This window comes from Micromonospora sp. USAFONa4 (assembly GCF_057197825.1).
In genome coordinates, this window is record NZ_CM170072.1 from 1,841,013 (window position 1) to 1,862,078 (window position 21,066).

A 21,066-nucleotide genomic window follows, 5' to 3' on the forward strand; every position below is an offset into this window, starting at 1 on the left:
CGGGGCCGGGTCCTCGGCCCGTCCGGTCGCGCGTCAGGAGCCGGCTCGGAAGTCGTACCGCTCGAAGGTCTCCTGGTGCCGGGTGAACCGGTAGGTCGCCCAGTGCATCCGCACCACCGTGCCGTGCTCGTCCCGGGTCAGCCGGAGCAGCTCCCCCGCCTCCCGGCCGGAGACCGTGCGGAACACGTCCGGCCGGTCCGGCAGGGCGACGAAGACCGACGGCGGCTTTCCCGCCGGATCGTCGGCGCCCCGGGCCCGCAGCTCGCCGTCGTGCCAGGAGAAGACGCACTCGAAGCCCTCCCCCCACCAGCGGCCGAGCAGCCCGCGTACGCCCTCGGGGGCGGGCGGGCCCGGCCGCCACGTCGTGACGTCGGCGGGGTCGTGCTCGACGGCGGCGGCCAGCAGCCGGTGCGGCAGGTCGAGGACCTCGCCGGCGGTGCCGGAGGAGCCGAGCACCGCGACCCCCATGGCGCCGGGAGTGCCCTCCCCGCCCCGCCGGCCGTAGACGCCGGCCAGGAAGCCGGGCATCGCGCCGTCGTGGCCGACGTGCATGACCCGCTTGCCCTGCGGCACCAGGATCAGCCCCAGCCCGAAGCCGCCGGCCCAGAGCGTCTCGTCGGTGACCGTCGCCGGCCAGCGCATCTCGTCGAGCGTGGCCGGGGCGAGCACGGCGCCGGCCGGGTCCAGCGCCGCCGGGTCGGCGAGGAAGGCCGCCCAGCGGGCCATGTCGGAGGCGGTGCTCCAGAGCTGCGCCGCCGGACCGAGCGCCCTGAAGTCGGTCGGCGGCTCGGGGCGCGCCTCGTCCGAGTAGGCGTCGACCAGGAACCCCGTCGCGGCGAGCGGTCCGGGTTCCGTCGAGGTCCCGGCCAGCCCCAGCGGGGTCAGCACCCGCTCGGCGAGCGCCTCCGCCCAGGTGCCGCCCCTCAGGTGGCCGACGAGGCGGCCGAGCAGCGCCATGCCGAGGTTCGAGTAGTGGTAGCGGCGGCCCGGGGGCAGCACCCGCTCGGCCCGGGCCAGGTCGGCGACCAGCCCTTCGGCGTCCGGCGTGTGCAGGGTGTCCCAGACGTCGCCGTACGGCTCGCGTTGCAGGCCGGCGGTGTGCGACAGCAGCCGGCGCACCGTCAGCTCGCCGTGGGCCGGCAGGTCCAGGTGCCGGTCCAGCGGGTCGTCGAGGTCCAGCAGGCCGTCGTCGCGGCACTGGAGGGTCAGCACGGCGGTGAACGTCTTCGTGACCGATCCGATCCGGAGCCGGGTGCCCGGCCCCAGCTCGGTGTCGTTGCCGGTCCCGCCGACGGCGCACGTCCAGAGCGGGCGGTCCGCCCGGTGCAGGGCCGCCGACACCGCCGGCACCCGGGCCTGCGCCTGGACCGCCCGGACCATCCGCGAGAGCCGGTCGTCGACCGCCGTCACGCGAGGTTCCGGGCCAGCATCGGGCCCAGTGGCGCCCCGCCGAGCACGTGCGCGTGCACGTGGAAGACCTCCTGGCCGCCGTACGCGCCGGTGTTGAACATCAGCCGGAAGCCGTCGCCGAGCAGTCCCTCGTCCTCGGCCACGGTGGCGGCCGTGGCGAGTACCTCCCCGGCCAGCGCCGGATCGCCCTGGGCGAGCGCCGCCACGTCGGCGTAGTGCTCCTTCGGGATGACCAGCACGTGCACCGGCGCCTTCGGGTCGATGTCACGGAAGGCGAGCGTGGTGGCGGTTTCCCGGACGATCGTGGCCGGGATCTCCCCGGCGACGATGCGGCAGAAGAGGCAGTCGGTTCCCATCGGGGCAGTGTAAGGAAGGGCACCTTGTCAACGCCTTCGGTAGAGGAAGGGCCCCTTCCTTGCACCCGGGCGGGCCGGGCATGATGGCCGGCGTGACTTCACGGGCGGTACTGGTGACGGGGGCCTCGCGCGGCATCGGGCGGGCGGTGGCGACCGCGTTCGCGGCAGGCGGCGACCGGGTGGCGATCCACCACCGGGACTCGGCGGAGCTGGCCGAACGGCTACGCGCCGAACTGCCCGGTGAGGGGCACGTCGTGGTCCGCGCCGACCTCACCGACCCGGACGCCGTACGGGCCATGGTCGACGAGGCGGCCGGCCTGCTCGGCGGGCTCGACGTGCTGGTCAACAACGCCGGGGTGTACGGCGAGCGGGACGCCCCGCACCCGGTCTTCGGCGCCTCCTACGAGCAGTGGCGCGCGCAGTGGCGGCAGGTGCTGGAGACCAACCTGACCGGCGCGGGCAACGTCATCTGGTGCGCCGCGCAGCACATGCGCGACCGGGGCGGCCGGATCGTCAACGTCTCCTCGCGCGGGGCGTTCCGGGGCGAGCCGGAGCAGCCGGCGTACGGGGCGAGCAAGGCGGGGCTGAACGCGCTGGGGCAGTCGCTGGCGGTGGCCCTCGCCCCGTACGGCATCACGATCGCGACGGTCGCCCCGGGCTTCGTGGAGACCGACATGACCACCGGGCACCTGAGCGGGGAGCGGGGCGCCGCGATCCGGGCGCAGAGCCCGTTCAACCGGGTGGCCCGCCCCGAGGAGATCGCCGCCGCCGTGCACTGGCTCGCCTCCCCGCAGGCGGAGTGGGCCTCCGGCACCATCGTCGACCTCAACGGCGCCTCCTACCTGCGCAGCTGACCGGCTTCGTTCCTCAACAAACTCCCAGCGTGGCGGGGGTGACGCTGGAGACTGCCGGGGTAAGGGTTGCCGGCATGACGGACAGCGTGCTGGACCTCACCGACGACTACCAGGTGGTCGACGGTCACGACGACGATCCCGTACTGCTGCGCCCGGACGGCAGCCCGGTGGACACCTGGCGGGAGGACTACCCGTACGACGAGCGCATGGAGCGCACGGAGTACGACCACCACAAGCGGCTGCTCCAGATCGAGCTGCTGAAGCTCCAGGACTGGATCCGGGAGTCCGGTGAGCGGCTCGTGATCCTCTTCGAGGGGCGCGACGCGGCCGGCAAAGGCGGGACGATCAAGCGCTTCATGGAACACCTCAATCCGCGCGGCGCGTCCGTGGTGGCCCTCGCCAAGCCGAACGAGCGGGAGTCCACCCAGTGGTACTTCCAGCGGTGGCTCGGGCACCTGCCGGCGGCCGGCGAGATCGTGCTGTTCGACCGGTCCTGGTACAACCGCGCCGGGGTGGAGCGGGTGATGGGTTTCTGCACCCGCAAGGAGTACCTCGAGTTCCTCCGCCAGGCCCCCGAACTGGAGAGGATGCTGGTGCGCTCGGGGATCCGCCTGGTCAAGTTCTGGTTCTCGGTGTCGCAGAACGAACAGCGCACCCGGTTCGCCGTCCGCCAGGTGGACCCGGTGCGGCAGTGGAAGCTCTCCGACATGGACATCGCCTCGCTCGACAAGTGGGACGAGTACACCGAGGCCAAGGAGGCGATGTTCTTCTACACCGACACCGCCGACGCACCGTGGACGGTGTTGAAGAGCAACGACAAGAAGCGGGCCCGGATCGAGGCGATGCGCCACGTGCTGAGCCGCTTCGACTACTACGACAAGGACCATGAGGTGGTCGGCGTACCGGACCCGCTGATCATCGGCCCGGCCGGGCTGGACCTGGACCCGGAGGAGCAGACGGTGCACGTCTTTCCCCGGCTCTGACCCCCCGCCGGGCGTTCGCCCCGACCAGGCGGGCCGCGACGCGCCGGCGACGGTCGCCGACCAGGCTGGTACCGCTCGTGACCGACCCCGTCGGGTCGGGTGCCGCCGGCCGTCACCAGTGGCCGAGGCGGGTGGCCAGGACACTGAGGGCGGCCACCCCGGCGGTCGACGTACGCAGCACCGAGGGCCCCAGCCGCACCGGCCGGGCGCCGGCCTCGGTGAAGGCGGTCAGCTCGGCCGGGGCGATGCCGCCCTCCGGGCCGACGACCAGCACGATCTCACCGGCGGCGGGCAGCTCGACGGTGGTCAGCCGCTCCCGCGCCTCCTCGTGCAGGACGAACGTCGCGGCGGCGCCCGCGATCCGGCGGGCCACCGTCGCGGTGGACTCGTCGGGGGCGCCGGCCACCACCGGCAGCCACGACCGGCGGGCCTGCTTCGCCGCCTCCCGGGCCGTCGCCACCCACTTCTCCCGGGCCCGGGCGCCCCGGTCGCCGCGCCACTGTGCCACCGAGCGGGACGCCGCCCAGGGCACGATCTCGTCCACCCCGACCTCGGTCATCGCCTGCACGGCCAGCTCGCCCCGGTCGCCCTTGGCGATGCCCTGCACCACGACGAGCCGGGGGACGGCCGCGTCGACGTACCCCCGGGAGATGACATCGAGTTCGAGGCTGCCCCGGCCGACGGCCGTGACCACCGCGGACGCGGTGCCGCCCCGGCCGTCGGCGAGCAGGAGTTCCTCGCCGACGCGCAGTCGTTGCACCGTGGCGGCGTGGTGCCCCTCGGGGCCGCCCAGGGTGAGCTGGTCAACGGTGGGCAGCGACTCGACCAGGAACAGCGGCGCGGACACGACGATCAGGCTAGCCGCCCCGACGGACGCCGGGGCGGTCAGGCCGCTCAGGCGTGGCCGTTGAAGGCGTCGCGCATCCGGGAGAAGAAGCCGCCCTGCTTGGTCAGCTCGGCGACCTCCTCGCCCCGGGTCTTGGCGAAGTCGCGCAGCATCTTCTCCTGGTCGGCGTCGAGCTTCGTGGGGGTGCGCACGTCGAGGTGGACGTAGAGGTCACCCCGGCCGGTGCCACGCAGGTGCGGCACGCCCCGGGCGCGCAGCCGCAGCGTGCTGCCCGGCTGGGTGCCGGCCTTGACGTCGACCGTCTCCTCGCTGTCCAGCGTCTTGATGGTCAGCCGGGTGCCGAGGGCCGCCGCGGTCATCGGCACCGTGACGCGGCAGTGCAGGTCGTCGCCCTTGCGGGAGTAGACGTCGTGGGGGCGCTCGTGGATCTCCACGTAGAGGTCGCCGGCCGTGCCGCCGCCCGGACCGACCTCACCCTGCTGGGCGAGGCGGATGCGCATGCCGTCCTCGACGCCGGCCGGGATCTTGACGGTCAGCGAACGGCGGGTGCGGACGCGACCGTCGCCGGCGCAGGTCGGGCACGGGTGCGGGATGGTGGTGCCGTAGCCCTGGCAGACCGTGCACGGCCGGGCGGAGACCACCTGGCCGAGGAAGGTGCGCTGCACGGACTGCACCTCGCCCCGGCCGGCGCACGCCTCGCAGGTGGCCAGGTGGGTGCCGGCCGCCGTGCCGGCGCCGGAGCAGGTGGTGCAGAGCACGGCGGTGTCGACGGTGATCGGCGCCTCGACGCCGAACGCGGTCTCGTGCAGGTCCAGCTCCAGCCGCAGGATCGCGTCGGCGCCGGGCCGGGTCCGCGGTCGCGGACCCCGCGAACCGCCGGCCGCGCCGCCGAAGAACGCGTCCATGATGTCCTGGAAGCCGACGAACGGCCCGGCGCCGCCGGGGCCGCCCGGGCCACCCGCGCCCCCGCCACCGGGGGCGAGCGGGTCACCGCCCAGGTCGACGATCTGCCGTTTCCGGTCGTCCGAGAGGACCTCGTACGCGGCGTTGATGTCCTTGAACTTCTCCTGGGCCTCCGGATCCGGATTCACGTCCGGGTGGAACTGCCGCGCCAACTTGCGGTAGGCGCGCTTGATCTCGTCGTCGGAGGCTTCCCGGCTCACGCCGAGAATGCCGTAGTAGTCCCTGGCCACTGCGTTCCGTGTCCTCATGTTCGTCTCGCGTTGCGCCGGTCGGCGGCCGGAGCCGGCCGTCGGCCCTGACTGGTCAGTTCTGGGCCAGCAGCTCGCCCACGTAGCGTGCCACGGCCCGCACCGTGGCGATGGTGCCGGGGTAGTCCATCCGGGTCGGCCCCAGCACGCCGAGGCCGCCGACGCTGGTCGCGCCCGGCCCGTAGCCGGTGCTGACCACCGAGGCGGCGCGCAGGTTGTCGATCTCGTTCTCGTCGCCGATCAGCACCCGCGTCGTGCTCGGCTCCGCCTCGCCGATGAGCTTGAGCATGACGACCTCCTCCTCCAGCGCCTCCAGGATGGGGCGCAGGGAGCCCTGGAAGTCGAGCAGCCCGCCGCGGGTGAGGTTGGCCGTCCCGGCCAGCGCGATCCGCTCCTCGTGCCGCTCGATCAGCGTCTCCAGCAGCACGGTGGAGAGGGTGGTCATGGCCGGACGCAGGTGCGGCACCGACTCCTCGACGAGCGCCTGCACCAGCGGCGGGGTCTCCGACAGCCGGGTGCCGACCAGCTTCTCGTTGACCAGCCGGCGCAGGTCCGTGACGTCGTCGGCGGGGATCGGCGCGGGCAGCTCGACCAGCCGCTGCTCGACCCGGCCGGTGTCGGCGATCATGACCAGCATCAGCCGGGTGGTGGAGATCGGCACCAGCTCCAGGTGGCGCACCGAGGAACGGGCCAGGCTCGGGTACTGCACGACGGCGACCTGCCGGGTGAGTTGCGCCAGCAGCCGGACGGTGCGGTGCACCACGTCGTCGAGGTCGACGGCGCCGACCAGGAAACGCTCGATCGCCCGGCGCTCGGCCGGGCTGAGCGGCTTCACCCGGGACAGCCGGTCCACGAAGAGCCGGTAGCCCCGGTCGGTGGGCACCCGGCCGGCACTGGTGTGCGGCTGGCGGATGTAGCCCTCCTCCTCCAGCACGGCCATGTCGTTGCGGACGGTCGCCGGTGAGACCCCCAGCTGGTGCCGCTCGACCAGCGCCTTGCTGCCGACGGGCTCCTGCGTGGCGACGTAGTCCTCGACGATCGCGCGCAGCACGGCGAGCTTGCGGTCGTCGAGACCCATCCTCCCCACCTCCTGTCGCACGTCGGCCCCGGCACGCGGGGGGCCGGGGCGGGCTGCTGGCACTCGACTGTAGCGAGTGCCAGTCTACGTCGGCGGGGCCGCCCGCGCGATGATCGACCTGGGGTGATCAGTCCGATCGGCGACCGCGCGGGCCCGCCCGACGCCCCCGTGGGGCCGGTGTTCCGGGCGTCCCGGCCGGTGTCGCGCTGGTGCCGCCTTGCCGGCTGCCCCTACCGTGACCTCCATGACTGAACCACCTCGCCCTCCCGGAGCGGGGGACCCCGGCTTCCCGCCGGACCCGACCGCCCCGTCGGGGGTTCCCGGCCCCGCCGGCTCCGGCGACCCCACCGCACCACTGTCCGGGGCACCGGGCCCGGGCAGCCATCCTCCACCCGGTGGCTATCCGCCGCCCACCGGTGACCAGCCGCCGTCGGGCGGCTACGGACCGCCCGGCGACTACCCGCCGCCCGGTGGCTACGGACCGCCCGGCGACCACCCACCGTCCGGCGGCTACGGACCGCCCGGCGGCTACGGAGCGCCGGGGGCCGGCTATCCGGCCGGTGGCGGCTACGGACCGCCGACGGGCGGCTACGCCAGCAACGAGGACAAGAACTGGGCCCTGATCGCCCACTTCGGCGGCGCGGCCGGCGTGATCGTCGGCGGCGGCATGCTCGGCTGGCTGGCACCGCTCATCGCGCTGATGGTCCGGGGGCAGCAGTCGCCGACCGCCCGGGCGCACGCCGCCGCGGCGCTGAACTTCCAGCTCACCTGGACGATCGTCGGGGTGCTGAGCTGGGTGGTCACGCTGATCACCTGCGGGGTGCTGTTCTTCGTCCCCATGCTCGTCTGGCTGGTGCCGCTGATCTTCGGCGTCATCGGCGGGCTCAAGGCCAACGAGGGCGTGCTCTACCGCTACCCGCTGACCTACACCTTCACCAAGTGACCCGGGTCGGCCGCTCCCCCGGCCGGCCCCGGCACGCGGCTCAGGGCAGCAGGTCGCGGACGACCGCGTCGGCGAGCAGCCGGCCCCGCAGGGTCAGCACGGCCCTACCGGCCGCGTGCTCGTCGGCGGCCAGCAGCCCGTCGGCGAGGGCCCGCGCGGCGCCGGCCCGGCCGGCGTCGTCGAGGGCGTCCAGGGGCAGCCCGGAGGCGAGGCGCAGCCGGAGCATGACGTCCTCCATGTGCGCCTCGTCGGCCGTGAGCACCTCGCGGGCCAGGCCGGGCGAGCCGCCCGCCGCCAGCCGCTTCGCGTACGTCGTGGGGTGCTTGACGTTCCACCAGCGCACGCCGCCGACGTGGCTGTGCGCCCCCGGGCCGAGGCCCCACCAGTCGGCCCCGGTCCAGTAGAGCAGGTTGTGCCGGCACCGGGCCGCCTCGTCGCGGGCCCAGTTCGACACCTCGTACCAGGAGAGGCCGGCCGCGCCGAGGGCGGCGTCCGCGGCGAGGTAGCGGTCCGCGGCGACGTCGTCGGAGGGATACGGCAGCTCGCCGCGCCGCATCCGGGCGGCCAGCCGGGTGCCGTCCTCCACGATCAGGGCGTACGCGCTGACGTGGTCCACCCCGGCGGCGACGACCTGGTCGAGGGAGGCGGCGAAATCCGCCTCGGTCTCCCCCGGCGTGCCGTAGATGAGGTCCAGGTTGACGTGGTCGAACCCGGCGTCGCGCGCCTCGCGGGCGGCGGCGACGGCCCGGCCGGCGCTGTGCGTGCGGTCGAGGATCGCCAGCACCCCCGGCGCGGCGGACTGCATGCCCAGCGAGATCCGGGTGTAGCCGGCGGCCCGCAGCGCCTTCAGCGACTCGGGCGTGACCGACTCCGGGTTTGCCTCGGTGGTCACCTCGGCGCCGGGCGCGAGCCCCCAGGTGCGGTCGATGCCGTCGAGGATCCGGGCCAGGTCGTCGGCGGGGAGCAGGGTCGGGGTGCCGCCGCCGACGAAGACCGTGTCCACCCGGGGCGGCGGTGCGTCGCCCAGCACCCGGCGGGCGAGCGCCAGCTCGGCCAGCACGGTGTCGGCGTAGTCCTCCCGGCCCGCCCCGCCGCCCAGCTCGGCGGCCGTGTACGTGTTGAAGTCGCAGTAGCCGCAGCGGCTGGCGCAGAACGGCACGTGCACGTACACGCCGAAGCCGCGCGCGCCGACGGCACGGGTGGCGGTGGCGGGCAGCGACCCGTCGACGGGGACGGTTTCGCCTTCTGGAAGGACGCCGGGCATGGCCACTAGTGTGCCCTTCCATGACCTCTCCCGACGCGCTCGTACGGGTCGCCACGGCCCGTGGGGTGACCACGCTCACCCTGGACAGCCCGCACAACCGCAACGCGCTCTCCACGCCGCTGATGACCCAGCTGCTGGCCGGGCTCGCCGAGGCGGTCGCCGACGACGCCGTACGCGTGATCGTGCTCGACCACACCGGCCCGGTCTTCTGCTCCGGCGCGGACCTGAAGGAGACGGCCGCCGCGTACGCCAGCGGGAGCGTGCCGGCCGGGATGCTCGGCGACGTGCTCGCGGCGGTCTGGGAGTGCCCGAAGCCGGTGGTGGCGAAGGTGGCCGGCCCGGCCCGGGCGGGCGGCCTCGGTCTCATCGCGGCGGCCGACCTGGCGGTGTGCGCGCGGGAGGCGACGTTCGCCTTCACCGAGGTGCGGATCGGCGTGGTGCCGGCGGTGATCTCCGCAACCGTGCTGCCCCGCCTGCACCCCCGCGCGGCGGCCGAGCTCTACCTGACCGGCGACACCTTCGACGGCCGGCGGGCGGCCGAGATCGGCCTGGTCACCGCCGCCGTGCCGGCGGACGGACTGGACGCGGCGGTTGCGGGGTACTGCGACTCTCTGGTGCGGGGGGCACCGGGCGCGCTGGCCGGGGCGAAGCAGTTGCTGCGCCGGCCGCCCGCCGCGGACCTGCGGGCGGAGATCGCCGGCCTGTCCACCCTCTCGACCGGGTACTTCCTGTCGGAGGAGGGACGCGAGGGCGTCCTGGCGTTCCGGGAGAAGCGGCCGGCGCGCTGGGTGCCCGCCGACGGCGACGCGGGCGCCGAGCGGTGACACCGGGCCGGGGCGGGGGTGTGGCCGCGCGGTGAGCGGGGACTGCGGGTTGCGTCCCGGCGGCCCGCCGGGGCGCCCGCCCGGCGGGTCGGGGCCACGCCCAGCGCTCGTGGAGAACCGGTCGGACGACCCGTAAGGCACCACGAGGGACGTACGCTTGTCGGACTGTCGATCAGGGGGTGTGGGTGCGTACTCGGGCAGTCGTGGCGGGCGGTGTCGTCCTCGTCGTCCTCGTCGCGGTCGGGATCTGGATCGTCATGCGGCAGATGGGCGGGCAGTTGCGCCTCCCCCTGGCCAGCCGGACCTGCACGGTGCAGGCGGACGGCCGGGTGGCGCTGGACCCCGACCAGATGGCCAACGCGGCGACGATCGCGGCCATCGGCATCCAGCGGAAGATGCCCGAGCGGGCCGTCGTCGTGGCGCTGGCCACCGCCTACCAGGAATCCGGCCTGCGCAACCTCGCCGGCGGCGACCGCGACTCGGTCGGGCTGTTCCAGCAGCGTCCCAGCCAGGGGTGGGGCACCCCGGAGCAGATCCGCGACCCCCGGTACGCGGCCAGGAAGTTCTACGCCGGGCTGAAGAAGGTGCGCGGCTGGGAGCAGATGCGGGTCACCGACGCGGCGCAGAAGGTGCAGCGCTCGGCCTTCCCGGAGGCGTACGAGAAGTGGGCCGACGAGTCCGAGGTGCTGACCCGGGCCCTGCTCGGGCACGCCACCGGGGCGGTCGCCTGCACGGTGGGCCGCGACCCGGCGATGCGCGGCGAGGCCGCGGCGACCGCGCTGACCCGCGGCCTGTCGTTGGACTGGGGCCTGGCCGGCGCGACCACCGCGGCGGACCTGACGGGCCTGACGGTCCCGGCCGCCGACGAGCTGCGGGGCTGGCGGTACGCGCACTGGCTCGTCTCGCACGCCCAGGACCACGGCGTGAAGCGGGTGCGCTTCGGCGACCTGGAGTGGACGGCCCGCGACGGCACCTGGAACCGGACCGACGACACGCCGGCCACCGGGCGGGTCGTCGCGGAGGTCTTCGCCGAGGCGTAGTGACCCCCGATCTCCTTACCGGCAGTCACCGCGTAAACCGGCATTACCGGCGATAGCTCCCGTCACGCCACCCGGCTCTGACGGATCGTCACCGCGCCGCTCCCCACAGTCCGGACAACGGTCGCATATCGTGCTGGGCAGTACCCCGCCCCGAAACCAGCGGGTTACGATCGGCGGCCTGTGCCAGCAATGGTTTCGCCTCATGGGGAGGGGTACGTCGAAGTGTTCGACTACGGCGACCGGACCGGTTACGAACCGATCAGTGACACCGACCGCAAGGAATTCCACGAGCAGGGCTTCCTCCTGCTGCGCAACGTCCTGACGGAGGACCACCGGGCGGCGCTGGAGGCGGCGGTGGACCGCGTCTACGCCGAGGAGAAGGCGAAGGGCACCACCACCAAGGACGGCACCCTGCACCTGCTGGGCTTCCTGGAGCGCGACGAACTCTTCGGCGACCTGCTGACCCACCCGATCGCCTTCCCGTACATGTGGGGCCTGGCCGGCTGGAACATCTACACCCACCACAACCACCTGGACGTCACCCCGCCGGCGGCGGAGCCGGAGAAGCCCTACTGGGGGTGGCACCAGGACGGCTACCGGCAGAACTCCGACCCGGAGACGATGGACCCGAACCTGCCCCGGCCGATGTTCTCGCTCAAGGTGGCCTACGTCCTCTCCGACCTGTCGGAGAACGGCCGGGGCGCCACCAAGGTGATCCCGGGCAGCCACCTGTGGAACTCGCTGCCCCGCCCGGAGGACACCTCCGTGCACAACCCGGACCCCGAGGGCACGGTGGAGATCACCGCCAACCCCGGTGACGCCTTCATCTTCGACCGCCGCCAGTGGCACTCGCGGTCCACCAACCTGTCGACCATCACCCGCAAGATGCTCTTCGTCGGCTACACCTACCGGTGGATCCGCCCGCTGGACGAGCTGCACATCGACAAGGACGGCGAGTGGTGGGCCAACCGCACGCCGGTGCAGCGCCAGCTCTGCGGTGAGGGCACCCACACCGCCAACTACTGGGGCATCAACTGGGACGGCTACATCGACGACGAGATCCCGCTGCGCAAGGAGCTCAAGCAGCGCGGCCTGCTCGACCGCAACGTGCCCTGGCTGCGCTGAGCCGGTCACCCGGCGCGCGCGCCGAGCCGACGTCGGACGGGCCCCCTCCCCCACGGGACGGGGCCCGTTCCCGTTCAGCCGCCCGCCGTCAGCTCCGGCCGGCGAGCCGGCGGCGCACCTTCTCCCGGACCCCGTCCGGCAGGTCGGGCGCGTCGAGCAGCCGGGGCAGCAGCTCAGGCTCCAGGCTCAGTGCCCGGAACACCTCGCCGATCGTCACCCCGTGCGCGGGCCGGTCCACCACCTCGACCGGGTCCCCCGCGCCGACCTCCCCCTCGCGCAGCACCCGCAGGTACGCCCCGGGCGTCGCCCGTACCGTGAACCGTTTGATCAGGTCCGGTACGCCCCAGAAGCCGGCGAAGGTGGTGCACGGCGTGCGCGGCTTGGTCACCTGGAGCAGGGCGGACCCGACCGCCCACTGCTCGCCGATCACGGCGCCCGTCACGTCCACCGCGTACGTGGTCAGGTTCTCCCCGAAGCCGCCGGGGCGGATGCTGCGGCCCATCTCCCCCGCCCACCAGGACGCGTCCTCCTCGGCGTACGCGTAGACCGCCTGCTCCGGACCGCCGTGGTGGGCGCGTTCGCCGATGAAGTCGCCGGCCACCCCGTCCACGCGCAGCAGCACCGGGCCGCCGACCGGCCGCTTGTCGATGCCGCTGCGACCGCTCGCGTCGCCCGCCCATTCCGCCTCGGTCACGCCGCCGAGGTTCACCGAAGCCAGCCTGCCCGTCATGGCGGCCAGCCTAGCCCGCCCCACAGACCGTCCCGACGCATGCGGGGTCAACCCTTGACGGCGCCGGCCACCAGCCCGGAGACCATCCGCCGCTGCACCAGCAGGAAGAAGATGATCACCGGCAGGGTGAACAGCGTGGACGCGGCCATCACCGGGCCCCAGGCGGTGTCGTCGCGGCCGAAGAAGAACGTCATCGCGACCGGCAGGGTGTAGCTCTCCTGGTCGTTGATGAAGGTCAACGCGAAGATCAGCTCGTTCCAGGCGGTGATGAACGAGAAGATGCTCGTGGCCACCAGCCCGGGCGCCACCAGCGGGAAGAGGACCTTGCGGAAGATCTGCGCCCGGCTGGCCCCGTCGATGGCGGCGGCCTCCTCCAGTTCCTTGGGCACCGCGGCGACGAAGCCGCGCAGCATCCACACCGCGAACGGCAGCGAGAAGCCGAGGTAGGTGAGGATCAGGCTCGGCAGGGTGTTGTAGAGCCCGAGCCGCTGGATCATCAGGAACAACGGGATGACCAGCGCCTCCAGCGGGATCATCTGCACTATCAGCAGCATGATCAGGAAGGTCGTCCGCAGCTTGAACCGGAACCGGGCCACGGCGGTGGCGGCCAGCAGCGCCACCAGCCCGCTGAGCACCACGGTGCAGACCGCGACCAGCGCGCTGTTGAGGAAGAAGTCGCCGAAGGTGACGCCCGGGATCAGGTTCCCGGTGAGGATCTGCCGGTAGTGCTCCAGGGTCGGCTCGGTGGGCACCGGCCGGGGGGTGGACGAGAAGATCTCCGAACTCGGCTTCAGCGAGGTCGAGATCATCCAGTAGACCGGGAACGCGGCGAAGAGCGCCACCAGCAGCCCCGCGCCGTTGAGCGCGAGTCGCTTCGCGCCCCCGCCGCCTCCGCGTCGCGTCACGCGTCCTCCTCCTGCTTGAGCACCATGCGGACGTAGAGGCCGGTCACCACCAGCAGGATCAGGGTGAGGATCACCGCGATGGCGGCGCCGAGACCGTACTTCGGCGGGGGTGAGAACGCCTCCGCGTACGAGTAGATGGAGAGCATGAACGTCGGCCGGTCCTGCGTGCCGCCGGCCAGCACGAACTGCTGGGTGAAGACCTTGAAGTCCCAGATCGTGGAGAGCACGATCAGGATCCCGAAGACCGGCCGCAGCAGCGGGAAGGTGATCTTCCAGAACACCTTCCACGGGCCGGCCCCGTCGACCCGGGCCGCCTCGTGCAGCTCGCTCGGCACGCTCTTCAGGCCGGCGAGCACGCTGACCGCGATGAACGGGAACGAGTGCCAGACCACCACCAGCGTCAGGATCGAGAAGAACAGCAGGGGCGAGTTGAACCAGCCGTAGCCCGTCCAGTCGCTGCGCCCGAAGAGGCCCTGCGACAGCCCGTCGGGCAGCGCGTTGAACAACCAGGTGACCAGGCCGCTCGTGTCGTCGAAGATCCATTTCCAGACGATCGTGCCGGTCAGCGCGGGGGTGGCCCAGGCGAGCATCACGCAGCTGGCCACGAAGGCGGCCATCTTCTTGCCGAGCCGGTTGAGCAGCAGCCCGACCAGGGTGCCCAGGATCATCGTGAGCACGACGTTGGCCACCGCGAAGAGCACGGTGTTGCGCAGCACCGTCAGGAAGAACGGATCGCTGAGGATCTCGGCGTAGTTGCCGAAGCCCACCCACGGCCACTCACGGTCGCCGCGCAGCTGTCGGACGTTGTTGAGCTGGTGGAAGGACATCACCACCACCTGGCCGAGCGGCCAGAGCAGCAGCACGCCGATGATCACCAGGCAGGGCAGGAGCAGCAGGTAGGGCAGGCGGTCCACCCGGCGACGCCGCCGCGCGGGGGTCTCCCGCGCGGCGGCCGTCTCCGGCGCCTCGGTCAGCGTGGTCACTTGGCGTTGAGGATGCTTTCCATCTCCGCGGCCGCGTCGGCGGTAGCCTTCTCGACCGTCTTCTGACCCTTCATGACCGAGCTGTTCATCGCCTGGGTCACCGTCTTGGTCCGGCTGACCTCCACCCACTTCGGGGTGAGCGGCGTGAGCTTGGTGTTCTGCATCGTGGTGGCGAACGCCGACATGATCTTGTCGTTGGCGTACTTGTCGCCGCCGACCAGGTCCTTGTAGACCGGGAAGAAGCCGAGGCTGTCGGCGAAGGCCTGGTCGTTCTTCTTGTTCACCAGCACGGTCAGGTAGTCCCAGGCGAGGTCCTGCCGCTCGCTGTCCTTCCAGATCGCGACGTCGGAGCCGCCGGCGAAGCCGGGTGCCGCCTTGCCGTCGGGGCCGGGGATCGGGAACGTGCCCCAGACCTTCTCGATCTCCGGGTTGTCCTTCTTGATGGCGCCCTGCTGCCAGCTGCCGCCGAAGGCCATCGCCGCCTTGCCGGTGGCGAACTGGGTCCGGGCGTCGATCTCGTTCCAGCCCGCGGCGGCCGGCGGGGCCACCTTGTGCACGGTCACCAGGTCGGTCCAGAACTTGACGGCCTTCTGCGCCTCGGGCGTGTTGTAGCCGGACTTCCAGGAGTCGCCCTGCTGCGTGGCGATCTCCGCGCCGGCGCCCCACAGGAACGAGTAGAAGGGCAGCTCGGAGTTGCCCGGCAACGCGATGCCGTAGGTGCCCGGCTTCTTGGCCTGCACGGTCTTGGCGGCGGCGACCAGCTCGTCCCAGTTGGTCGGCGGCTTCACGCCCGCCTCGGCGAACCAGTCGGCGCGGTAGTACATCCCCCGGACGCCGGCGTACCACGGGACGCCGTACTGCTTGCCGTCGAGCTGGGCGTTCTTGACCAGGTCGGGGAGGAGGTCCTTGCCCTCGGTCCAGCCGTTCATCCGGTCGGTCACGTCGGCCAGCGCCTCCTGCGCCGCCCAGCCCTGGGTCTCGGTGTTGCCCAGCTCGGTGATGTCCGGCCCCTCGCCACCGGCGAGCGCGGCCTGGAACTTCTTCGGCGCCTCGAGCCAGGGGATGTACTGGACCACCACGTCCGTGTCCGGGTGCTTCTGCCGGAACTCGGTCTCGACGCCGTCGAGGAACTTGGTCTGCGCCTCGCTGCCCTCGCCCATCATCCAGACCGTCAGCTTGCTGTTGTCGGCGGCCTTGTCGTCATCCGAGCCACCGCAACCGGCCAGGACCATCGCGGCCGAGGCCACGACGGCGGTGACCGGAGCCAGCCGCTTCCACCTGTTCACGCCACATCTCCCTCGCGCCGCTTGGCACTAACCTTCTCCGCCGCACCTTAGTAGGAAAAATTCCTTTACGACAGTGGGCGGCTGGCGAAAGAGAGGCGACGGTACCGCAGCGGGTCGATCACGCGCGGCCGGGCGCGGGGGCGAAACCGGGCGCACCCAGACGATCGGGGCGTACGCGAAACGGGCGCCCGACCTGTGCGGTCGGACGCCCGTCGAGCGGTACGGGGATTACCGGTGGGTGACGCTGCGGCGACGACCCACACCGGCGACCAGCGCCACGGCGATCGCAGCCAGCACCACCTGGACCAGCAGCTCGCCCCAGTCGATGCCGGCGGTCGAGGTGGCGATGCCCATCGCCCGGGCCAGCACGGTGCCCAGCAGCGCGGCGCCGACACCGATCAGCATGTGCAGCCACATCGGCATGTTCTGGCGGCCCGGCACGAGCAGGCGACCCAGAGCGCCGACAATGAGACCGACGATGAGCGCAGTGACGATGCCCCAAACGGTGAGCTCCATGTCGCCCTCCTCCTTGAGAAAGTCAGTTCCACGATCTGTGGTGTTCCTGTCGTGACCGCTAAGTTCCCGACCCGCCGAAATTCCAAACCGCTTTTCTGGGGCACCGGTTCGGCACGCTCCAGACCGGACTTCCGGCACCGCCACAGCGCAGCCGGGACCGGACGGACGGATGCCCCGGACTGCCCGCGAAGGGCCCCGGGGCGTACGCGAAACGGGCGCCCGACCTGTGCGGTCGGACGCCCGTCGAGCGGTACGGGGATTACCGGTGGGTGACGCTGCGGCGACGACCCACACCGGCCACCAGGGCCACGGCGATCGCAGCCAGCACCACCTGGACCAGCAGCTCGCCCCAGTCGATGCCGGCGGTCGAGGTGGCGATGCCCATCGCCCGGGCCAGCACGGTGCCCAGCAGCGCGGCGCCGACACCGATCAGCATGTGCAGCCACATCGGCATGTTCTGGCGGCCCGGCACGAGCAGGCGACCCAGAGCGCCGACGATAAGACCAACGATGAGCGCAGTGACGATGCCCCAAACGGTGAGCTCCACGTCGCCCTCCTCCTTCAAAAAGAATCAGTTCCACTGTCTGTGGTGTTCCTGTCGTGACCGCTAAGTTCCCGACCCGCAGAAAACCCAAACCGGTTCGACCGACGAAGGACGACGTCGTACATCAATGGCGCACCGGCGGCGACCACGCCCGCACGATCATTCGCGCAGGTGGTGCCCTTCTGCCCGGCGGGCGGAGCGCGGGCGCCACGGGGCTGAAAAATTCCTCCGACGCGAACGGCCGGCGCCCCGGGCCGGGCGGGACCCCGAGGGGTCCGCAGCCCGGCCGGGGCGCCGGCCGTCGTACGTCGTCATCCGCCGGACGCACCGGCGGCGGGTCACTTCTTGCCGGGGGCCTTCCCGTCGCCGGAGTCGGAGGAGAGCGCGGCGATGAAGGCCTCCTGGGGGACCTCCACCCGGCCCACCATCTTCATCCGCTTCTTGCCCTCCTTCTGCTTCTCCAGCAGCTTGCGCTTGCGGCTGATGTCACCGCCGTAGCACTTGGCGAGCACGTCCTTGCGGATCGCCCGGATGGTCTCCCGGGCGATCACCCGGCTGCCGATCGCCGCCTGGATCGGCACCTCGAACTGCTGGCGCGGGATCAGGTTGCGCAGCTTCGCCGCGATCGTGACGCCGTAGTTGTACGCCTTGTCCTTGTGCACGATCGCGCTGAACGCGTCCACGGGCTCGCCGTGCAGCAGGATGTCGACCTTCACCAGGTCGGACGCCTGCTCGCCGGAGGGCTCGTAGTCCAGCGACGCGTAGCCCTTGGTGCGGCTCTTCAACTGGTCGAAGAAGTCGAAGATGATCTCCGCGAGGGGCAGCGTGTAACGCAGTTCGACCCGGTCGGCGGAGAGGTAGTCCATGCCGAGCAGGCTGCCCCGCCGGCCCTGGCAGAGCTCCATCACCGCGCCGACGTAGTCGTTCGGGGTGAGCACCGTGGCGCGCACGACCGGCTCGTACACCTCGGCGATCTTGCCCGTGGGGTACTCGCTCGGGTTCGTCACGACGATCTCCTCGCCGTCCTCGGTGATGGCCCGGTAGACCACGTTCGGGGCGGTGGAGATGAGGTCGAGGTTGTACTCGCGCTCCAGCCGCTCCCGGATGATCTCCAGGTGCAGCAGGCCGAGGAAGCCGCACCGGAAGCCGAAGCCGAGCGCGCCCGACGTCTCCGGCTCGTAGTCGAGCGCGGCGTCGTTGAGCTTGAGCTTGTCCAGCGCCTCGCGCAGGTTGGGGTAGTCGGAGCCGTCGATCGGGTAGAGGCCCGAGTAGACCATCGGCTTCGGGTCCTTGTAGCCGCCGAGTGCCTCCTTTGCCGGCCGCGAGTTGATGGTGATCGTGTCACCGACCCGGGACTGGCGGACGTCCTTCACGCCGGTGATGAGGTAACCCACCTCGCCGACGCCGAGCGCGTCGGCCTTCACCATCTCGGGCGAGATGACGCCGATCTCCAGCAGCTCGTGCACGGCGGCGGTGGACATCATCTTGATCCGGTCGCGGGCGCTGATCCGCCCGTCGATGACCCGGACGTAGGTGACCACGCCCCGGTAGACGTCGTAGACCGAGTCGAAGATCATGGCGCGGGCGGACGCCTCCGCGTCGCCGACCGGGGGCTTGAACTGCCGGACGATCTCGTCGAGCAGGTACGGCACGCCCTCGCCGGTCTTGCCGGAGACCTTGATGCAGTCCGCCGGGTCGCCGCCGATGAGGTGGGCCAGCTCCTCGGCGTACTTCTCCGGCTGGGCGGCCGGCAGGTCGATCTTGTTGAGCACCGGGATGACGTGCAGGTCGTTCTCGAGCGCCAGGTAGAGGTTCGCCAGGGTCTGCGCCTCGATGCCCTGCGCGGCGTCGACCAGCAGGACCGCGCCCTCGCAGGCGGCCAGCGACCGGGACACCTCGTAGGTGAAGTCGACGTGGCCCGGGGTGTCGATCATGTTCAGCACGGCGGTCTCGCCGGCCCGGTCGCCCTCCCGGATGGTCCAGGGCATCCGGACGGCCTGGCTCTTGATCGTGATGCCGCGCTCGCGCTCGATGTCCATCCGGTCGAGGTACTGCGCACGCATCTGCCGGGGGTCGACCACGCCGGTGAGCTGCAACATCCGGTCGGCCAGGGTCGACTTCCCGTGGTCGATGTGGGCGATGATGCAGAAGTTCCGGATGCGCGCCGGGTCGGTGGCACCAGGAGCGTTCGCGCCGGAATCGAGCGTCGGTGGCACAGCGGTCCGTTCTGATCGGCTGACGTGAGCGGGCCGGCACGTCGCCGGCCCCCTCTATGCTCCCACGTCGCCGCCGCGCGTCCGCTGCGCGGGCGATCCCCGCCGCCGGGACCACCCCGCGAGCGGGGTCACTCGGCGGGGGGCTCGACGAAGAGGGCGGCGAGCCTGGGCAGCCGCCGCTTCGCCTCCTCCTCGTCGTCGAAGTCCCAGAAGTCGTTGAGGTCGGGCACCGGTGCCGGCTCCGGGTCCGCCGGCAGCTCGGCGGCCGTGACCCGGCGGTACGCGTCCCACGGCGCCGCCAGCATCTCGGCGGCCGAGAACTCCTCACCGCTGAGCGAGGCCGCTCTGACCTGGGACAGCCCGGCCAGCGAGTCCGGGTCGGCGACGGCACGTGCGAACACCTCGCGCCCCTGGGTCATCAGCCAGCCCCGGAAGTGGTGGAAGCCCTCGTCGGACACACCACCGTTGATCAGGTAGGCGGCACCCCAGAGGTCGACCTTGTGCGAGGCGGACAGCACCCGCGCCTGGTGGCGGGCGTACCCGACGATGTCCTCCGGGTCGCGCTCGGCGAGCAGGGCGACGGCCCGCGCGGCGACCGCGTGCGGCTCTCCCCCGCCGCCGGCCCGGGCCCGGTCGATCAACTGCCAGAAGTCGTCGGTCCTCATGGCCTGGCAGTCTGGCAGACCGCGCGCCGCCCCCGCCCCGCCACGGCAGGCACGGCGGGTCGCGGCCGGCGGGCGCCGTGGCGGTGCGGGCCGACCCGCCACCCGGCAGCATGGTGGCGTGACCCCGACGTCCCCGCCGCCCGTGCCGTACCACGCGACCGCCCGCCGGCCGGAGTGGGCGGCACTGCCGGCGGCGCTGCGTACCGCCATCGGCGACCGCCTCGGCGCGCCCGTGGTCGCGGCCCGGGTCGCCGGCGCCGGCTTCACCCGCGGCTTCGCCGCCGTGCTCCGCACCGCCGCCGGGGGCCGGGCCTTCGTCAAGGCCGCGGCCACCGCCGAGCAACCGCGACTGGTCGACTGGTACGCCCGGGAGGCCGCGGTCCTCGACCGGCTCCCGGCCGGACTGCCGGCGCCCCGCCCCCGGTGGACGCTGCACGAGGCCGGATGGTTCGCGCTCTGCCTGGACGCCGTCGACGGGCACACGCCCCGGCTGCCCTGGGACCCCGCCGAGCTGACCGCGACCCTGACCGGGTACGCCGACGTCGCCGCCGCGCTGGCCGGTGCGCCGGCCGGTCTGCGCGAACTCGGGCTGCCCCACCTCGCCGACCTGGCCCGCGACGACATCCTCTGGTGGGGCGAGGTGGCCGCCGGCCGGGAGCCGGCACCGCCGCTGCCCGCGCCGCTGCGGGACCGCCTGCCCGAGCTGGTCGCGCTGGAGTCCCGCCTCCCCGCGTACGCCGCCGGCGCGACCGGCCTGATCCACGGCGACCTGCGGCTGGACAACGTGCTGATCGACGGGGCGGGGCGGGCCTGGTTCTGCGACTGGACGTGGCTCTGCCAGGGGCCGCCCTGGTTCGACCTGGTGACCCTGCTGCTCACCGCGTACGCCGACGGCCTGGACGCCGACGCGCTCTTCGCCCGGCACCCGGCATCGGCGGACGCGCCTCCCGACGCGCTCGACGCCAGCCTCGCCGCCCTCTCCGGCTACTTCCTCACCACCGCCGCCTCGGCGCCCGGTACCGCGTCGCCGCACCTTCCGGCGCACCAGCGGTGGAGCGGCGAGCAGTCACTCGGCTGGCTCGCCCGCCGGCAGGGCTGGACCTGACCGGACCGCTCGCCGCCGTTGTGGCATGCCTACGACCGCTCGCCCTGGTGGCATGCCCGCGGCGCCACCAGGGCGGGGACCGAGCCGTTTTGGCTCGTCCCGGGCGACCTGGTAACCTGGCTCTTCGCGCAGCGATGACGCATGCTCGTCGCGCGCGGAATGCAGACCAACCCGAGCTATC

The 21,066-nt window shown here is 72.6% G+C and carries 21 protein-coding genes; 7 read left to right on the forward strand and 14 right to left on the reverse strand.

Translation table 11 applies throughout. The features are described 5' to 3' along the window. Positions 1–33: 33 nt before the first annotated feature. Together AC0OO9_RS07610 and AC0OO9_RS07615 are read right to left on the reverse strand one after the other, a co-directional pair. Entirely contained in the window at positions 34–1,410 is a 1,377-nt protein-coding gene (locus tag AC0OO9_RS07610; protein ID WP_484516575.1) for a serine hydrolase domain-containing protein, read from the reverse strand. Next, positions 1,407–1,766, reverse strand: coding sequence for a histidine triad nucleotide-binding protein (locus tag AC0OO9_RS07615; protein ID WP_132240408.1), 360 nt, complete (start codon positions 1,764–1,766; stop codon positions 1,407–1,409). The genes AC0OO9_RS07610 and AC0OO9_RS07615 overlap by 4 nt, the downstream gene beginning before the upstream one ends. A gap of 92 nt (positions 1,767–1,858) precedes the next feature. On the opposite strand from AC0OO9_RS07615, the gene AC0OO9_RS07620 reads away from it, so the two are divergent. Beyond that, positions 1,859–2,620, forward strand: a complete 762-nt coding sequence (locus tag AC0OO9_RS07620; protein ID WP_121400873.1) for an SDR family NAD(P)-dependent oxidoreductase — start codon at positions 1,859–1,861, stop codon at positions 2,618–2,620. Between the two features lie 74 nt (positions 2,621–2,694). Next, entirely contained in the window at positions 2,695–3,603 is a 909-nt protein-coding gene (gene ppk2 / locus AC0OO9_RS07625; RefSeq protein WP_151452819.1) for a polyphosphate kinase 2, read from the forward strand. 112 nt (positions 3,604–3,715) lie between these two features. Here ppk2 and AC0OO9_RS07630 read toward each other — a convergent pair whose 3' ends face one another. The 3 genes from AC0OO9_RS07630 to hrcA form a co-directional block, all read right to left on the reverse strand. Further along, positions 3,716–4,450 (reverse strand): 16S rRNA (uracil(1498)-N(3))-methyltransferase, encoded by a 735-nt coding sequence (locus tag AC0OO9_RS07630; protein WP_484516578.1) that lies wholly within the window; start codon positions 4,448–4,450, stop codon positions 3,716–3,718. Positions 4,451–4,497: 47 nt separating this feature from the next. Then, positions 4,498–5,643: a molecular chaperone DnaJ gene (dnaJ, locus tag AC0OO9_RS07635; protein ID WP_192581261.1), complete on the reverse strand. Its 1,146-nt coding sequence runs from the start codon at positions 5,641–5,643 to the stop codon at positions 4,498–4,500. A 73-nt stretch (positions 5,644–5,716) separates the two neighbouring features. After that, positions 5,717–6,739, reverse strand: a complete 1,023-nt coding sequence (gene hrcA, locus AC0OO9_RS07640) for a heat-inducible transcriptional repressor HrcA (RefSeq protein WP_151452815.1) — start codon at positions 6,737–6,739, stop codon at positions 5,717–5,719. 244 nt (positions 6,740–6,983) lie between these two features. On the opposite strand from hrcA, the gene AC0OO9_RS07645 reads away from it, so the two are divergent. Next, positions 6,984–7,682, forward strand: coding sequence for a DUF4870 domain-containing protein (locus tag AC0OO9_RS07645; RefSeq protein ID WP_484516580.1), 699 nt, complete (start codon positions 6,984–6,986; stop codon positions 7,680–7,682). A 40-nt stretch (positions 7,683–7,722) separates the two neighbouring features. On the opposite strand, the gene hemW is transcribed toward AC0OO9_RS07645, so the two are convergent. Beyond that, positions 7,723–8,946, reverse strand: coding sequence for a radical SAM family heme chaperone HemW (gene hemW / locus AC0OO9_RS07650; protein WP_484516582.1), 1,224 nt, complete (start codon positions 8,944–8,946; stop codon positions 7,723–7,725). 20 nt (positions 8,947–8,966) lie between these two features. Here hemW and AC0OO9_RS07655 point away from each other — a divergent pair, with 20 nt between their 5' ends. The 3 genes from AC0OO9_RS07655 (at position 8,967) to AC0OO9_RS07665 (ending at position 11,935) form a co-directional block, all read left to right on the forward strand. Further along, on the forward strand, positions 8,967–9,770 hold the full coding sequence (locus AC0OO9_RS07655) for an enoyl-CoA hydratase-related protein (RefSeq protein ID WP_421453295.1): 804 nt from the start codon (positions 8,967–8,969) through the stop codon (positions 9,768–9,770). 179 nt (positions 9,771–9,949) lie between these two features. Then, entirely contained in the window at positions 9,950–10,810 is an 861-nt protein-coding gene (locus AC0OO9_RS07660) for a hypothetical protein (protein WP_484516584.1), read from the forward strand. A gap of 222 nt (positions 10,811–11,032) precedes the next feature. Next, positions 11,033–11,935, forward strand: coding sequence for a phytanoyl-CoA dioxygenase family protein (locus tag AC0OO9_RS07665; protein WP_484516586.1), 903 nt, complete (start codon positions 11,033–11,035; stop codon positions 11,933–11,935). Positions 11,936–12,023: 88 nt separating this feature from the next. On the opposite strand, the gene AC0OO9_RS07670 is transcribed toward AC0OO9_RS07665, so the two are convergent. From AC0OO9_RS07670 to AC0OO9_RS07705, 8 genes are all read right to left on the reverse strand, one after another. After that, positions 12,024–12,665, reverse strand: a complete 642-nt coding sequence (locus AC0OO9_RS07670; protein ID WP_151452810.1) for an MOSC domain-containing protein — start codon at positions 12,663–12,665, stop codon at positions 12,024–12,026. A gap of 47 nt (positions 12,666–12,712) precedes the next feature. Further along, positions 12,713–13,570 carry a carbohydrate ABC transporter permease gene (locus tag AC0OO9_RS07675; RefSeq protein ID WP_484516588.1) on the reverse strand — a complete coding sequence of 286 codons (858 nt, stop codon included), beginning with the start codon at positions 13,568–13,570 and terminating at the stop codon, positions 12,713–12,715. Next, positions 13,567–14,553 carry a carbohydrate ABC transporter permease gene (locus AC0OO9_RS07680; RefSeq protein ID WP_484516590.1) on the reverse strand — a complete coding sequence of 329 codons (987 nt, stop codon included), beginning with the start codon at positions 14,551–14,553 and terminating at the stop codon, positions 13,567–13,569. The genes AC0OO9_RS07675 and AC0OO9_RS07680 overlap by 4 nt, the downstream gene beginning before the upstream one ends. Beyond that, positions 14,550–15,839 (reverse strand): sugar ABC transporter substrate-binding protein, encoded by a 1,290-nt coding sequence (locus AC0OO9_RS07685; RefSeq protein WP_151452807.1) that lies wholly within the window; start codon positions 15,837–15,839, stop codon positions 14,550–14,552. The genes AC0OO9_RS07680 and AC0OO9_RS07685 overlap by 4 nt, the downstream gene beginning before the upstream one ends. A 228-nt stretch (positions 15,840–16,067) precedes the next feature. Next, positions 16,068–16,355: a GlsB/YeaQ/YmgE family stress response membrane protein gene (locus tag AC0OO9_RS07690; RefSeq protein ID WP_088998878.1), complete on the reverse strand. Its 288-nt coding sequence runs from the start codon at positions 16,353–16,355 to the stop codon at positions 16,068–16,070. A 259-nt stretch (positions 16,356–16,614) separates the two neighbouring features. After that, positions 16,615–16,902 carry a GlsB/YeaQ/YmgE family stress response membrane protein gene (locus tag AC0OO9_RS07695; RefSeq protein WP_088998878.1) on the reverse strand — a complete coding sequence of 96 codons (288 nt, stop codon included), beginning with the start codon at positions 16,900–16,902 and terminating at the stop codon, positions 16,615–16,617. Between the two features lie 335 nt (positions 16,903–17,237). Then, the gene (gene lepA, locus AC0OO9_RS07700; RefSeq protein ID WP_421453311.1) at positions 17,238–19,115 is read right to left on the reverse strand and encodes a translation elongation factor 4; all 1,878 of its coding nucleotides are present in this window, start codon (positions 19,113–19,115) and stop codon (positions 17,238–17,240) included. Between the two features lie 128 nt (positions 19,116–19,243). Continuing rightward, a complete protein-coding gene (locus tag AC0OO9_RS07705) occupies positions 19,244–19,780 on the reverse strand; it encodes a DUF4240 domain-containing protein (RefSeq protein WP_311413783.1) in 537 nt (178 codons plus the stop codon). 118 nt (positions 19,781–19,898) lie between these two features. Here AC0OO9_RS07705 and AC0OO9_RS07710 point away from each other — a divergent pair, with 118 nt between their 5' ends. Then, positions 19,899–20,885, forward strand: coding sequence for a phosphotransferase family protein (locus AC0OO9_RS07710; RefSeq protein ID WP_484516594.1), 987 nt, complete (start codon positions 19,899–19,901; stop codon positions 20,883–20,885). Positions 20,886–21,066 lie beyond the last annotated feature (181 nt).